This window comes from Microbacterium sp. NPDC058021 (genome assembly GCF_042885955.1).
Lineage (GTDB): Bacteria > Actinomycetota > Actinomycetes > Actinomycetales > Microbacteriaceae > Microbacterium.
Genome location: NZ_JBHVRF010000001.1, coordinates 58,554 through 74,565, shown reverse-complemented (window position 1 = coordinate 74,565; position 16,012 = coordinate 58,554). Strand labels below are relative to the sequence as shown.

Genomic DNA, 16,012 nt, shown 5'->3' with positions numbered 1-16,012 from the left:
GAACTTGGCTGCCGGTCCTCACGAGATCGTGGTGGAGTACTACCAGGCGACGGGTGACGCGAAGCTGATCGTGTCGTACGAGCGCACCGGGGCTCCCGACACGACACCGCCGGCGCCGCCGACCGATGTCGCGGCCACGGCCACGGACGACTCGCGGCTCGTCCTCACGTGGGATGCCAGCACGTCCAGCGATGTCGCCGGGTACAACCTGTACCGCTCGACGCAGCCGAACGTCGCGGTGACCGCGGCGAACAAGCGCAACGTGTTCCCCATCACCGATGGCGACTACCTCGACATCGTCGAAGCGGACACCACCTACTACTACGTGATGACCGCGGTCGACCAGGCCGGCAACGAATCGGTCGCGTCGTCCGAGACCAGCGGCATCCATGTCTCGACGCCGGACGAGGAGGCACCCGCGGCACCCACGGGGCTGACGGCGGCCAACGGGGACGGCGAAGTGACGCTGACGTGGATCGCGTCGACGGCGACCGACGTGAGCGGGTACCGCGTGTACCGCTCGCTCGAGGCCGGCGCTTTCCTCGGCGACCTCGTCGTCTCGGGCGATCAGCTGGTGGCCGGCACCACGTGGAACGACGCGGCTGCCGACAACGGCACCACGTACTTCTACCAGGTCACCGCCGTCGACACCTCGGGGAATGAGTCGTCGCCGTCGAACGAGGCCTACGACACTCCTCGGGAGACCAACGACGTCGACGTGAAGGTCGACTTCACCGCCACCGACGCGGTGCCCGCCCCCGGGTACCTCGCCGACTGGGGCCAGGCGTACGGTGCACGCACCAGCGCCGGGCAGGGGACGGGGTACTCGTTCGGTTGGACCGACGATGACGGCCACGCCGTCTCGCTGGTCGGAAACGGTCGTGATCGCGAGCGCGCCGGGATCGACCCGCGCCTGGACTCGGTCGTGCACATGCAGTACGCCGACGTCGACGGCGGCAACGGCGCGAACGGCGTCAAGATCGACGGCCAGTGGGAGCTCGCACTCCCCGGTGGGCTGTACGAGGTCACCGTCGCGGTGGGTGACCAGGCGGGCGCTGAGGCATACGACTCGCAGCACGTGATCAACGTCGAGGGCTCCCTCGCGATCAACGGGTTCCAGGGGTCGGCTGCTCAGGAGTACACCACCTACACCGCGACCGTCGGCGTCTGGGACGGACGGCTCACCCTCGACGCACTCGGTGGCTTCAACACCAAGATCGCCTACGTCGACGTTCTGGGAGTGCCGTTCGAGCAGCCGCATGTGACGACGATCTCGCCGGAGAACCGCGAGGCGGCGGCGGATCCGCAGGGCGGCGTCGCAGCCAACTTCGCCAAGGTGCACGCCGGCGGCGGCGTCGACAACCCGTCGATGATCGGCAATGTGCGTGTGTTCAAGGTCGCCGACGGCACCGAAGTCGCAGGAACGGTGAACAGCTCCGGCGGCAACGACACGATCAACTTCTACCCGGACGGCGGGTTCCTGCCGAACACGGCGTACCGGTTGGAGATCGGCCCCGGGGTCAAGGACCTGTTCGGCAACGCCTTCCTCCCGTTTTCCTCGGTGTTCACCACCGGCGCGGGCGTGATCATCGGCGGAGACGAGTTCACGCCGTTGACCAACGTGGCGTTCGAGAAGGTCGAGATCACGCTGCCCGGCGTCAACAAGTTCTGGGCTTCGTTCACCTTCGGACCCGACGGCAAGCTCTACGGCTCCACCATCGGACAAGGGCTGTACCGCTTCACGGTGAACGCGGACGGCACGCTGTCGAACATGGAGGACCTCGGATACCAGGGCTACGCCATGATCGGCCTCCTGTGGGACAAGAGCTCCACGGCGACGGACATGCGCCTGTGGGTGACGAAGACCTCGGCGAACGTCGGCAACGAGCAGGCGCAGTTCATCAGCGGCATCAGCCTCCTGACCGGCGCGAACCTGCAGAACGAGAAGAAGATCTTCTCGGGCCTGCCCCGGTCGCAGTCGGACCACCTCACCAACTCGATGGTCTACGGTCCGAACGACGACATCCTGGTGCTGCAGGGCTCGAACCAGGCAGCCGGCGACCTCGACGGCTCGTGGGGCCAGCGTGGCGAGCAGCTGCTCACGGCGGCGCTCCTGCACTTCGACCCCGATCACCCGCGCATCCAGGCTGCGGTCGCCGACGCGGAAGGTGACAACCCCCAGCTGGTGCAGACCGCGTCTTCCGGACTCGCCGGTGAGAATGCGGCGAACGGATACAACGCCGCCGCGCCGTACAACCCGTTCGCGGCCAATGCTCCGCTGAAGATCTACGCGACCGGCATCCGCAACGCCTACGACCTGACCTACCACTCGAACGGCCACATCTACGTCGCCACGAACGGCACCGCCGGCGGCGCCAACTCGCCCGGCATGAACTACAACGCAGCGGCGGGGACCTTCACCCGGGTGGCGGCGCCGGGCATCCCGGGGTTCAGTTCGGTCAATGGACAGGACGTGACGGCGGCCTGCCAGGCGCGCGTGGCGCGCACGGCGGCCGATCCGACGGTGCCCGACTACGTTCCGACCTCGGTGCCCGCGGTGGGCAACCACCCCACCCAGCGTGACCACCTGTACGACGTGAAGCAGGGCTGGTACTACGGCCACCCGAACCCCACGCGATGCGAGTTCGTGCTGCACGAGGGCAACGACCCCGCGAACCCGCCGAAGTGGGCGGGGCAGGGCGGATCGAAGTACGGCTCGGGCGTGAAGGCGGAGCCGAACTACGGTGGCGTCGCCTACGACTTCGAGTTCAACAAGAGCCCGAACGGCACGATCGAGTACAAGAGCGAGACCTTCGGTGGCCAGCTGAAGAACCGCATCGTCGTGGTGCGCTTCTCCAACAACAACGACCTCATCTTCCTGCAGGCCGATCGCGCGAGCGGCGAGATCCTGGGTGGACAGACGGAGGTGGGCATCACCGGCGTCGCGAACTCGACGATCGGTGGCGTCGGCGGCTTCAACGATCCGCTCGAGGTCGTCGAGGACACTCGGAACGGCAACCTGTACCTGAACCAGTACGACCGCGCAGGCAACCAGCAGAAGCTCTACCTGCTGCGGGTCCCCGCCAATCAGCAGGCCGCGAAGATCGGCGTGGACAAGAGCGAGCTCGTCTTCTCCGCCGTCACCAGCAACGGGCCGCTCGTCGACTCGACCGCCGCGCACCGCACGGATGCCGAGTCGATCACGGTGACGAACTCCTCGCCGGAGACCCAGGCGCTCAGCGTCAGCGTCACCGGTGCGAACGCCTCGGAGTTCGCGGTGCAGGGGACCGTCCCGACTTCGTTGGCGCCCGGTGCCTCCGCGACCTTCACGGTGCGCTTCACGCCTGGCACGACTGCGGGCAACCGCTCCGCAGCCCTCACCGTGACCGGCGGCCCCTCGACGGTGTCCGTAGGCCTGCACGGTCTCGCGATGAGCGGGATCCAGGGCGGCTACGAGCCGACCTTCGCGCAGGTCGTCACGACGCTCGGTTTCAACGTGAACGTCGGCTGGACGAACCTTGCGGGCGGCATGCAGCCGGTCGCCAAGGGAGACGAGGTTCTCGAGCCGCTGTTCGTCAAGGCGGGTTCGGCCAACGTCACCTGGAAGCCGCTGTCGCACTATGCGCCGGCCGACTCCGTCACCTTCGGGTGGTACTCCGGGGACGGTACCGCCGATCAGCGCACCGTGCTCGGCAGCATGGACGGAACCAAGAGCGGCGGCTACCAGTCGCTGCTGCCACCCACCGGCCCCAACTCGACGATGTCCTTCGACCCGGGGCAGTCGGAATTCGGACTCTTCTACTACTCCCCGTACTTCAACCGATACGGGTTCACGGAGGACCGGCTCAACTCTCCCGCCGCGAGCGCGCACCGGGCGCGCATCTATCCGGCCAAGAACCGCAACGGCGTCGCCATCCCGAACAGCTACCTCGTCGCATTCGAGGATGCCGACAACGGTGACTACCAGGACTACGTGTTCCTGGTGACGGGGCTCAAGCCCGTCACCGACACCGGTTCGGGCGGCGACGCGGTGAAGGTGGACTTCACCACCGCGTCGGGCGACCTCGCCGCAGGCTACCTGCGCGACTACGGCCAGGCATTCGGGCCCCGCACGGGTGCGGGCCAGGGCAGCGGGCTGACCTTCGGATGGAAGAACGTCGACAACGAGGACGATCTGGACATCTCCGTGGGCGGCACCACCAACGCCGGCAACGGTCGCGACCGCAACAGCGCCCAGAGCGACATGCGGCTGGACAGCTTCATGCACATGCAGCCGGAGACGGTCCCGTCGTTCAACGGAACGCCGCTGGACGCGTACTGGGAGATGCAGGTGCCCAACGGCGTGTACCAGGTGACGATCGGCGTGGGGGACCCGTCGGTGAACTCCGACCCCGAGGTGCACGCGGTCGACGTCGAGGGTGTCAACGTCGTGAGCGCCTTCACTCCGTCCGGTGCCGCCGGGTCGAACGGACGCCACAAGGTGTCCACCGCCACCGTCACCGTGACGGACGGACACCTGACGGTGATCGGCTCCGGGGTGAACACCAAGATCGGATTCATCGACATCGTCCCGTCCGACGGTCCGACCAACCCCGGCGGCGACGACCCCTCGGACGGCGCCCAGGTCAAGGTGCGCTTCCAGCCCGCCGCAGCTCCGCTGTCGGACGGGTGGACGGCTGAGACCGGCGCGGCGTTCTCGACGCAGCGTGGGTACGGCTGGCTCAACGCGGCGACCGACCAGCCGGTCGACCGCACGGTGGCCACCCGCCACCGCACCGCCCCGGTCGCCGGCATCGCGTATCCCACCGATGAGCGCTTGAAGACGTACGCCTTCCTCGACAATTCCACGCAGCCTACGTACACCACCGGATACTGGGAGTACGTCGTGCCCAACGGTACCTACGAGGTGGGGGTCTCCGTCGGAGATGCCAACTACATCGATTCGACGCACGGCGTTCTGGTGGAGGGGCAGCCGATCATCAACGGCTTCGTCCCGACCGGGGCGACGCCCTTCCAGACCGGAGTGCGCACCGTCGCCGTCACCGACGGGCGCCTCACCATCAGCAACAGCGGCACCAACACCAAGGTGAACTGGGTGTCGATCAAGGGTGACGCCTTGACGCCCACCGATCCGACGGCGCTGGCCAGGTACTCCTTCCGGCCGGCGACCGCCCCCGTTCCCGCGGGCTGGACCGCCGACACCGGGACGGCCTACAACGCCGTCACCGGCCACGGCTGGCTGGTGGACGGCATTCCCACCGATCGGTCGGCCATGACCCGCGTGCGCACCGCGCCCGCCGGGGACGTCACCCGGCAGGGGCTCATCCTCATGCAGAGCACGACCACCAGCGGCAGCGTGATCACCGGTGGCACGACGGGCGTGTGGGAGCGTGCGCTGGCGAACGGGACGTACACCGTCTCGGCATCCGTCGGCGACGCCGACTTCACCGACTCGGTCCACGGACTGACGGCGGAGGGGACTGCGCTGATCAGCGGCTTCGCCCCCACGACGGGGACGATGTTCGCCACGGGTACGGCGGAAATCACGGTGACGGACGGCAAGCTCACGCTGCAGCCCACCGGGGTCAACACCAAGCTCAACTGGGTGACGATCAGCGGCACCGCGATCACAGCGCCCAGCGTGATCGTCAACGTCAACGGTGCCCCGGTGCAGGACCAGGCCGAGACGGGAGAGGCGGTCGTGACGGCATCGGCCGTCGCGGCATCCGGAGCGTCCATCAGCTCGTTCACCTACTCGGTCAACGGGGGAGCGGCCCAGACCTACGGGGCTCCCATCGCACTCAGCACCGCGGGTGAGTACGTGCTGGTGTTCCAGGCGACGGACTCCGAGGGCAGGACCACCACACGCACGGTGGAACTGACCGTTCTCAACATCGGAGGCACGCTCGCGGTGAGCAACATGCAACTGCCGCGCCAGGCCGGCGGGGCTCCTCTTGCCGGACTCTCCGATGACGTCGTGGTGCTGCATCGCATGAACGCGGGCACCACTTCCGGGGGCACCCTGCTGTACCGCACGTACGACAGTGCGACGGTGAACCTGACGAACACCGGCACGAAGGACCTGCGGGTGACCTCCCTCGCGCTCGGCGGTGCCCAGCCCGCAGGGTTCGAACTCGTGGACGCGCCGGCGCTGCCGCTCACGCTGGCTCCCGGCGCGACCCAGCCCTTGACCGTCAGGTTCATCGCGGACAGCGGCGCGAAGGGCGTGCGCACCGCCACGATCACCATCGCGTCGAGCGACCCGGCGGCGGCGAACAAGACGCTCCAACTGCGCGGTGGCTACATGGCCGCGCCCGAGGGCAACAGCGAGTTGTCGCTGGAGCAGATCTTCCAACTGTTCAACAGCGCCACGACCTCGGGCAGCGCGGGCCTCGGCCTGGGCAACGGATCCGAGCTGCCGGGGGCTGCCCTGGACGGCGACGAACACCGCTCAGCGCTGTGGCAGCGGATGGACACCACCAAGCCGGTGCAGGCCGTGCAGCTGGCGGCGTTCCACGGGCAGGGAGGCACGGAGACGTTCACGGTCGGCAACCTGTCTGCGACGATGTCCGGCCTGGACGCGCAGTCGATCTACCCCAAGACGGGGGCGGGTGCGCTCACGGCCATCAACGGGGTGCCCAACGCGGCCACCTTCGCGATCGGTGTCAACGGCAAGCTCACCAGCCGTACCGACTACATCGCGGTCAAGACGTGGCCCGTCAAGAACGCCGCCGGGGCGATCGTGCCCGGGGCATGGTTCGTCGGCCACGACTACGTCAGCTCCGGGGGCGGTCCCACCTCGCCCGGCGGCTGCGGCAACGGCGCGACCAACTGCGACTTCCAGGACAACGTCTACCTCGTCACCAACGTGCTCCCCGTCACCGGCGACGCACAGCCGCCGGCAGCGCCGGCAGCGCCGACGGGTGCGGCGGACGCCACCGGAGTGAACCTGTCGTGGGCGGCATCCACCTCGAGCGACGTCATCGGCTACCGTGTCGAGCGGTCGGCGACTTCCGGTGGCACCTACACGGCGATCAGCGGTGGCGGCTTGGTGGCCGGCACCACCTTCCGCGACACCGCTGCCGCGCCGGCGGCGACGACCTACTACCGTGTGGTCGCCGTGGATGCCACCGGCAACGCCGCCCCCGGCACCTCGGCTGCGGTCGACACCTCGGCGCTCGTCATGGCGCCGATCCGGATCAACGCCGGTGGTGGTGCGGTGACCCTGAACGGGGTCGCTTGGCAGGCAGACACGTTCTTCTCGGGAGGGAAGTCGTACTCCAACTCGCAGGTACAGCAGATCGCCGGCACCAACGACGACCTGCTCTACCAGTCCGAGCGGAGCTCGACGACGGACCAGGGGTCGTTCAGCTACGCCATCCCGGTTCCGGCTTCGGGCAACTACCAGGTGACGCTCCACTTCGCGGAGATCTACCACGGCGCCACCGGTGGCGGCGCCGGCGGCACCGGAAAGCGCGTGTTCTCGGTCAACATGGAGGGCGGTCCCGTCGAAGTGGTCAACCTCGATCTGAACTCGAGGGTCGCACCCATGACGGCATACACCGAGACGCGCACGATCCCCGTCACGGACGGCACCCTGAACCTGGCCTTCACCGCCACGGTCAACCAGCCCAAGGTGTCCGCCATCGAGGTGATCCGCGTCCCCTGACCCGCGCGGGCCGCGCCGCCCCGCCGGGCCGTGAGAGCACAGCCGGTGGCCGAGACAATGGTCGTTACCCACTGTCTCGGCCGCCGGTTGTCGTCTCATCGGTCGGCGCGGAGGCGCGCGCGCGTCAGACGCCGTCGAGGACGGGGGGCAGTGCGTAGATGAGCTCCTCCACCTCGCGGCCGACGCCGGGGGCGTAAGCGCTGTCGCTGGCGATCTCGGCGAAGCCGTTGCGCTGCAGCACGGCGATGGCGGCGGCGTTGTGGGCGGCCACCCGTGCGAACAGCGGCCGGATCGGCTCCCGTGACACCAGCAGGCGCAGCGCCTCGGTCGCCACGCCCCGGCCCCATGCGTGGCGGGCGATCCAGAAGCTCACCTCGCGGTCCTCACCTACCGTGAAGGCGGCCGCGGTGCCGGCGAAGCCGCCGTTCTCCGTCACCACCAGGAGGGTGACGTCGTCGGCGGCGCGTTCGCGGGCGATCCAGGCGTCGAAGGCCGCCCGGTCGTCGGGGTCGTCGGCGGTGAAGGCCTCCTTCGCCACGGCATCCCGGTCGCGCATCATCTCGAACACGGCATCCAGGTCGTCATCGTCGAGGGGTCGCAGTTCCACATGTCCCATCCGGCCACGGTACTCGCGCCGTCCGCGACTCTCATCGGCGGCTCCGCCGACGCCTGTGCAACATTTTCGTCACCATCAGAAATCGGTGCTGACGCGCGCACCCGCATTGGCTACCGTATGAACCGTCGGGGCGGCCGCTTCGGCATCCTCATCAGCACGAAGGCAGTTCATGGCTACGCAGGGCACCGTCAAGTGGTTCAACTCCGAAAAGGGCTTCGGCTTCATCGCTCCCGACGAGGGCGGTGCAGACGTCTTCGCTCACTACACCGCCATCCAGGCCGGTGGGTACCGCTCGCTGGAGGAGAACCAGCGCGTGGAGTTCGAGGTCGCGCAGGGCCCCAAGGGCCTGCAGGCGGAGAACATCCGCCCCATCTGAGCGCTCAGTCGCTCTCGCCGCGCACCAGCTCCCAGCCGGCGCCGGCGAACTGACGCAGTGACGCGTCCGGCAAGAACGCCCGGACGAGTCCTGCGCCGATGCGTGCGAGATCCGCCTCGTCTCGGAAGAGCAGGTACAGGGTCTCGTAGCGCGGGTGGAACTTCTCCTTGAACCGGTGCAGCGAGCGGAAGCCGTACACCGGCTCGAGTGCCTCGGCGAGGCGCTCGCTCAGCGCGGCGATGATGCCGGCGTCGGGCGGATAGTCGTGGGTCAGGGGTGCCCCCGACAACGACATGATGCGCGCGCCCTCGGCGGAGAACTGCAGGGCGCTGGAGCCGATCAGGTACTCCATCACCGGAGGGAAGCCGTCTTGACGGCGCCGCATGAGGTCGAGGGTCCATCCCTCGATCCGATCATCACCGCTGTACACCGGCAGCCACGACAGGAATCCGTCGATGTCGCCCGCCGGTGACACGGCCAGCGCGAGCCGCACCTCCGGGTCGCTCGCCTCCGCGAGGCTGCCGAGCGTGAAGCCCATCTCGGGCAGGTCCTTGCCGCCCACCCAGCTCTCCGAGATCGCACGCAGCTGTGCCTGCACGCCCCACGGCTCGTCGACGAGCCGGGTGAGGCGGAAGGTCATCCCCTCGCGCTGGGCCCGGTTGAGCGATGTGCGCACGGGCTTCCACGCGTTGCCGCCGAAGCGCAGGCCCGGCAGATCGACGATGGTGTCGTCGGCCACCACGATGCTGCGCCAGTTCGACGGCACCTGCGCGCGGGTCTCCTCGCCCGCGCTGAACAGACACGGGACGAGACCGGCGCGTTCGGATGCCGCGATGAACTCCGCCACCGACTGAGCGCGCCCTTCGGGCGGCCCGAGGGGATCGGCGAGGGCGATGGCGACGCCGACGTGGCGCTCGAAGGCGACGATCCCCGTCGTCGTGCGCAGATACGACCTGTTCTGCCACGTCGTCATCCACGACAAGGTTCCGCCGCCGTGCGCGCGCAGCTCCGCCGCGGCATCCGTCGACGTCGGGGCGGGGGTGGTGCCGACTCCGCTGCGCCGACGCGCCCGGAACGCCGCGCGCGCCCACACCAGGTACGCGAGCAGGATCGCCCACAGTGCGGCGCGGCCGAGTACGCGCGTGAGGTCGCCGCCGTACGCGGCATCCGGAAGCCAGGACAGCTGCACACCCGCGACGACCACGACCGCCGAGGCGATGTTGACCGCGCCGAGCACGAGTGTCGCGACCCACGCCCAGCGGCGCCCGCGTCGTACCCCGCGGGCGAGCAGCGCGATGATCGCGAGGTCGATGGCCACGTCGACGAGCGGTGGGGACACCTCGCCGCCGCCGCCGAGTGGCCCGTCCGTGGCGATCGCGACCGTGACCACCTGCGCCGCGCCGAGCGAGAGGAGGGCGACGAACGCGAGGAACCGCCGTTCGCGCAGCGACGTGCGCTGGGCGCGCAGCGGCCGCTGCACCACCAGCACGAGCAGCACGGCGAACGCGTGCACGACGTCGGCGAGGCTTCCCCAGAACAGCAGCAGCACGGCGCAGGCGGCGAGGACCGTGAACCACACGCGTTCGCGCCACGGGGTGCGCATGGCGGTGGCGGATGCCGCGATGCAGGCCATCGTGCCGCCGGAGGGGCCGACATCGAGCCCCGCCGCCGCCGACTGCGCCCACTCCCACGGCAGCTGTGACGCCGCCGCGACGAACGCGAGCATGGCCACGACGCCGAACAGCTGCCCGGCCGCGAACCACCCCAGGGCCACCCGCGAGCCGCGGTGGTATTCCAGGTAGCCCACCCCGGCGAACCCGGAGATCACGACGATGTAGAGCAGCGGCGGGTCGCTGAAGAAGGTGCCGGTCAGCGGCGTCCACCAGCGGCCGGCTTCGATGGCCGGCACCCCGTAGGCCAGTTGCTCCCACGCGGGCGACTGCGACAGCGGGCTCCACAGCGCCTGGCTCGCGACGGCGCACACCAGCAGCAGGCCGACGAGGGCGAGCGTGGCGGGGAGGCGCGAGGCCAGACGCACGAGGGGGTGGCGGGGCGACCGGGCGAGCTCCGTCATGGGCCCACCCTAGGCGGGCCTGACGGCGACGACCAGGATGAACGCTCTGGATGCCGGGTGGAGCGGGCGCGGCAGGTGCTCGAGCGGAGGAGCGGGTCAGGGGTGGAGGCGGGCGTAGTCGGCGAGGGCGACGGCATCCTCGGCGTGGCGCATCGCGCGCCGCGCGGCATCCAGTGCCTCCACCGGATCCTGCGCCTGACGTGCGGCGGCGAGCTCGCGCTGCGCGGAATCCAGCCGCACCCGGGCGTCGGCGCCCGCGCCGGCGGCGGCGCTCTCGGCGCGGGCGACGGCGCCACGCGCCGCGGCGAGCGTGCCCGGCAGGGCGGTGCGCGCTCCGCGCAGGCGCTGCTGCGCCGTGCGCGCATCACCGAGAGCGAGATCGAGCCGGGCGCGCGCACGCGCGATCTCACGGACCGTCGTGGTCGGGCGCCGCGCGGCATCCGGTTCGAGGGCGTCCAGCGCCGCCGCGATCGCGCGCAGCTCCGCGCCCAGTCGCTCCGCGGTCGCGGGATCCAGTTCGTCGCGCACGCGGATCGCCTGCGTGAGCGCGGTGCGGGCCTCGGCGAGTTCCTGCGGCACGGCGATCGCGGCATCCGTCACCAGCCGGTGGGCCTCGTCGAGCGCGCGGGCGCCAGACTGCGCCCGCTGCAGTTCGCGTTGGGCGGCGGCGAGCTCGGGCAGGGCACTGCGGGTGGGGTCGGCGGCGAGGGCGCGCGCCGCGTCGAGGTGGTGCTGCGCCTGGACGAGAGCCTCGGAGGCCGTGTGCGCGGCACCGCTGGCCTGCCGCCACTCCGCCTCGTCGAAGCGGCCGGACAGATCGGCCACGAGCGCGCCGGGATCGCCCAGCTCGGTGCGGAGGCGTTCGAGGCGGAGGGCGGCGGCGTCGACCTGCGCGGCTGCGGAGCTGTGCACGCGCATCCATTCCGCGTGCTCGGCGCGCGCGCGGGTGATGACGGCCAGCGCTTCATCGGCGCGGGAGCGGATGCGGGCGCTGACCCGTCGCACCTCGGCGGGTGGGCGGTCGTCGAGTTCCCGGAACGCTTCGAAGGCTTCGTCGCGCACGTGCTGGGCCGTCATCCGGGCGCGGCGGAGGGTCGACGGTGCGTCGCCGTCGTAGAGGGCGCCGGAGAGGCCGACCTCCAGGTCGAGCTCGATCACGGCGTCGTCGAGCCGTACCAGGGCGGTGCCGGCACGCGTGCGTTCGGCCTCGGCGGCGGCGCGGGCGCGCGGCGAACGGCCGGCGCGACGCATCGCCCAGACCGCGGCGATGGACGCGATCGCCGCCACCCCGAACACGATCACGGCCGGGGTCCCCCAGGCCAGGACCGCGTCGAGGGTGATGTTCACCCCAGGTCCTCCTCCACGAGCAGGAGCGCCCGCAGTTCGTCGACGGTGTCGACGACGGCGGAGGCGCCCTCGGACTCGTGCGGCCAGCTGAAGCCCCAGCGAACGAAGACGACGGGCACGTCGTGCGCCGCGGCGCCGTCGATGTCGTGATGGCGGTCGCCGATCAGCACGGGCCGGCTGGTGTCTGCGCCGGCCGCCTGCAGCCGCCGCAGCGACTCGGCGATGATGTCGGCCTTCGTGGCGAGGGTGCGCTCGTCGGGTGTGGCGCCGGTGACGGCGGTGAAGGAGGGGGCGAGGCCGAAGTGGTCGACGAGCGCGCGCACCTGGATCTCGGGCTTGGAGCTCGCGGTCGCCTGCGGCACACCGGCGGCGGCGAGATCGGCGATGAGGTCCGCGATGCCGGGGTAGAGGCGGGCGCCCGTCGTGTAGCCGTCGGCCTTGCCGAGCACCCGGTAGAAGGTGACCGCCTCGGTGGACTGCTCCGGCGTCATGCCGACGTTCGTCTGGAACGACTCGAACATGGGCGGGCCGATCCAGTGGACGAGCTCGGCGTGGGTGGGGGCAGGGTGCCCGAAGTGCTCGAGCGTCACCGCCAGCCGGCGCAGGATGCCCTCCGACGCGTCGACGATCGTGCCGTCGACGTCCCACAGGACGCACGAGAAAGGAGATCGAACCGGCATCCCCCCACCCTAATCGGCCCCCTCCGACCGTGAGACGACAGCGGGTGGCCGAGACAATGGGTGACGACCGTTGTCTCGGCCGTCGGCTGTCGTCTCAGCGATGGAGCGGCGCGGCGGCGGCGCGGAGGGGGAGGGGCGGGGGTCAGAAGAGGCGGGGGGCGCCGGAGTCGATGCCCTTCATCTCGTCGTAGTCCAGCGTCACGCAGCGGATGCCGCGGTCGGCGGCGAGCACCCTTGCCTGCGGCTTGATCTCCTGCGCGGCGAACACCCCGGTCACCGGAGCGAGGTGCGGATCGCGACCCAGCAGCTCGAGATAGCGGGTCAGCTGCTCGACGCCGTCGATGTCGCCGCGGCGCTTGACCTCGACGGCGATCGTGCCGCCTGCGGGGTCGCGCAGCAGCAGATCGACCGGGCCGATCGCGGTGGGGAACTCACGTCGCACGAGCGTCAGCCCGTCGCCGATCACCCCGACCTGCTCGGCCAGCAGCCGCTGCAGATCGGCCTCGACGCCGTCCTTCACGAGCCCGGGGTCGATCCCCAGCTCGTGCGAGGAGTCGTGGAGGACCTCGTAGATGCGCACGACCAGCGAGTCGCCGGACTTCGCGTGGGTGACGCGCCACTGCTGGACGACCTGCTCCTCGTCCTCCTCCGCAGCCGCGGGCGGCTCCACGGTGAGGGTGCACGGCGGGCTCATCCAGTTGAGCGGCTTGTAGGAGCCGCCGTCGGAGTGGATGAGCAGGCTCCCGTCGCCCTTGTGGACGAGCAGGCGCGTCGCAGTGGGCAGGTGCGCATTCAAGCGCCCCGCGTAATCGACGGAACAGCGGGCGATGACCAAACGCACCCGTCGAGCCTACCCGTGGTCGGGGTGGCGTCCGACGCCCACCGTGGATCCGGCCATCGGGCGGGCGGCACCCGAGGCGAATCCGGATGCCACGACCAGCGCGGCCACCACGTAGAGGGTGTTGAGCAGACCGATCTGATCGCTGATGAACCCGAGCACCGGCGGGCCGCAGAGGAAGGCGACGTAGCCGATCGTCGCCGCCGCGCTCACACGGGCCGCGGCCTTGGCCGGGTCATCCGCCGCCGCCGACATGCCCAGCGGGAAGCCGAGCGAGGCCCCCATGCCCCACAGCGCCGCGCCGACGAACACGAGCGGCAGGTTGGGGGCGAGGATGAACAGCAGGATGCCGGCGGTCGCGGTGACGGCCAGCACGCGCAGCGTCGCCACGCGCCCGAAGCGGTCCACGAGCGGCCCGCCCAGCACGCGGACGACCGTCATCGCGACCGAGAACACCATGAGCGCGGTCGCCCCGAGGGCGTCGCCGCCGCCGTGGTCCTCGCTCACCCCGAGGGCGAGCCAGTCGTTGGCACCGCCTTCGGCGAAGGCCATGCCGAGCATCACGACGCCGAGGGCGTAGGTGCGCGGCTCGCGCCAGGCCGACAGCGAGGTCGCCAGGCGGGTCCGCCAGTCGGGCCGGGGTGCGTCGGCATCCACCTGCGGGGTGTCGGCGCCGAGCTGCGCGGGGACGTTCGCGTGGGCGACGAAGGCCACCACGAGGATGAGTGCGGTCACGACCGCGGTGTGCGTGAAGACGTTGATCTGCAGGCTCGCGGCGAGGGCGCCGAGACCGGCGCCGAGCACCGTGCCCACGCTGAAGAAGGCGTGGAAAAGCGGCAGCAGCGTCTTTGCGGACTGCGTCTCGATCGCGGCGCCTTCGACGTTCATCATGACGTCGACCGACCCGTTGCCGAAGCCGAACAGAGCGAGGCCGATCAGCACGATCGTCACCGACGGCACGAGGTTCGTGCCGACCCCGATGAGGGCGACGCCGGCGGCGAAGACGATCATCGCGCCCAGCATCCCGGTGCGCGTGCCGAAGCGGGCGATGACCACCGACGATGCCGACAGACCCAGGATCGAGGCGACGCCCATCGCCAGCAGCATGAGGCCGATCTCGCTATTCTCGATGCCGAGGTCGGCTTTGATCGACGGCACGCGCGAAGCCCACGTCGCGATGCTCAAGCCGCTCGCGGCGAAGATCGCGAAGATCGCGGTGCGCCAGCGCACGAACCGGGAGCGAGACAGGGCGATGGTCACCGAGTCAGCGTACCGAATCGATTCGACGCCACAAACCGCGTACCATCAGGGGGACATGAGCACACGCCGCGCAACGATCGCCGACGTCGCCCGCACCGCGGGGGTGTCGCCGTCGACGGCGTCGGTGGTGTTCAGCGGCAAGACCCCCGTGTCGGATGCCACGCGCCAGCGGGTGCTCGATGCCGCCGCCGCCCTCGGCTACAGCGGCCCCGACCCGCGGGCAGCGTCGCTGCGCCGCGGGCGCTCGGGCATCGTCGGCGTCGTCTTCCAGGCGCCGCTGGGCGCCGCGTTCCTCGACCCGGTGATCCGCCTCATGATGGACGGCCTCGCCGACGCCGTCGCCCCGATCGACGCCGGCCTGCTGCTGCTGCGCGAAGGTGTGGCGGGCGATTCGCCGGGGGCGTCGCTGACGACCGCCCCGATCGACGCCGCGGTCCTCGTGGGGTGCACGCCCGGCATGGCCGAGTCGCTCGCGGCCCTGCGCGCCCGCGGCATCCCCGTCGTCGTGATCGAGGGGGATGCCGGTGCCGACGTGCCCCGCGTGACCCTGGACAATCGGGAGGCGCAGCGCTCCCTCGCGAGCCACCTCCGCTCCCTCGGGCACACCGACGTCGCGGTCGTGACGCTGCCCACGCATCGGCGCAGCGACCCGGGGTGGATCGACGAGCGCCGCCGGCAGGACATCACCGTCGACGTCACGCGGCACCGCCTCGACGGCGTGCGCGACGTCTATCCCGACGCTCCCGCCTATGCGGCGACCGCGAGTTCGATCGATGCCGGGCTCGTGGCGGGCCGGGCGATCCTCGCCGACCCGCAGCACCGCCCGACCGCCGTGCTCGCCCAGAGCGACCTGCTCGCGGCCGGCGTGCTGCGGGCAGCGGAGGAACGCGGGCTCGTCGTGCCCGACGACCTCAGCGTCACCGGGTTCGACGGCGTCGATGTCGACGGCCTCGCGCCCTACCGGCTCACGACGATGGCGCAGCCCGCGACGGAGAAGGGGCGTGCCGCCGGGGAGGCCGTCGTGGCGATGCTGGGCCACCACGACGTGCCTTCGGTGTGCTTCAGCAGTGTGTTCCGCGAAGGGAATACGACCGCCCCGCCGCCCGGATCCTGACTCCCGCGACCGTGGGCACCCCCGCGGGACGGTAGACT

General features: G+C 70.6%; 9 protein-coding genes. 3 read left to right on the top strand and 6 right to left on the bottom strand.

Annotated elements, in window-relative coordinates; genetic code table 11:
- Positions 1-4 precede the first annotated feature (4 nt).
- Positions 5-7,669 (top strand): malectin domain-containing carbohydrate-binding protein, encoded by a 7,665-nt coding sequence (locus ACFVR6_RS00305; RefSeq protein ID WP_386957720.1) that lies wholly within the window; start codon positions 5-7, stop codon positions 7,667-7,669.
- 124 nt (positions 7,670-7,793) lie between these two features.
- Here ACFVR6_RS00305 and ACFVR6_RS00300 read toward each other — a convergent pair whose 3' ends face one another.
- Positions 7,794-8,285, bottom strand: a complete 492-nt coding sequence (locus tag ACFVR6_RS00300; RefSeq protein WP_386957718.1) for a GNAT family N-acetyltransferase — start codon at positions 8,283-8,285, stop codon at positions 7,794-7,796.
- Positions 8,286-8,454: 169 nt separating this feature from the next.
- Between ACFVR6_RS00300 and ACFVR6_RS00295 the strand changes: the two genes are divergently transcribed.
- Complete coding sequence (locus tag ACFVR6_RS00295) at positions 8,455-8,661, top strand: cold-shock protein (protein WP_257507210.1); 207 nt, start codon at positions 8,455-8,457, stop codon at positions 8,659-8,661.
- 4 nt (positions 8,662-8,665) lie between these two features.
- Here ACFVR6_RS00295 and ACFVR6_RS00290 read toward each other — a convergent pair whose 3' ends face one another.
- The 5 genes from ACFVR6_RS00290 to ACFVR6_RS00270 all read right to left on the bottom strand — a co-directional run bounded on the left by ACFVR6_RS00290 (position 8,666) and on the right by ACFVR6_RS00270 (position 14,860).
- Entirely contained in the window at positions 8,666-10,735 is a 2,070-nt protein-coding gene (locus ACFVR6_RS00290; RefSeq protein ID WP_386957716.1) for a bifunctional lysylphosphatidylglycerol flippase/synthetase MprF, read from the bottom strand.
- Positions 10,736-10,831: 96 nt separating this feature from the next.
- The gene (locus ACFVR6_RS00285) at positions 10,832-12,082 is read right to left on the bottom strand and encodes a hypothetical protein (protein ID WP_386957714.1); all 1,251 of its coding nucleotides are present in this window, start codon (positions 12,080-12,082) and stop codon (positions 10,832-10,834) included.
- On the bottom strand, positions 12,079-12,762 hold the full coding sequence (locus ACFVR6_RS00280; protein ID WP_386957713.1) for an HAD hydrolase-like protein: 684 nt from the start codon (positions 12,760-12,762) through the stop codon (positions 12,079-12,081). Before ACFVR6_RS00280 ends, ACFVR6_RS00285 begins: the two co-directional genes overlap by 4 nt.
- Before the next feature lie 142 nt (positions 12,763-12,904).
- Positions 12,905-13,603, bottom strand: coding sequence for an endonuclease NucS (nucS, locus tag ACFVR6_RS00275; protein ID WP_386957711.1), 699 nt, complete (start codon positions 13,601-13,603; stop codon positions 12,905-12,907).
- A 9-nt stretch (positions 13,604-13,612) separates the two neighbouring features.
- Positions 13,613-14,860, bottom strand: coding sequence for an MFS transporter (locus ACFVR6_RS00270; RefSeq protein ID WP_386957709.1), 1,248 nt, complete (start codon positions 14,858-14,860; stop codon positions 13,613-13,615).
- Positions 14,861-14,915: 55 nt separating this feature from the next.
- Here ACFVR6_RS00270 and ACFVR6_RS00265 point away from each other — a divergent pair, with 55 nt between their 5' ends.
- Complete coding sequence (locus tag ACFVR6_RS00265; RefSeq protein WP_386957707.1) at positions 14,916-15,974, top strand: LacI family DNA-binding transcriptional regulator; 1,059 nt, start codon at positions 14,916-14,918, stop codon at positions 15,972-15,974.
- The last annotated feature ends 38 nt before the right edge of the window (positions 15,975-16,012 follow it).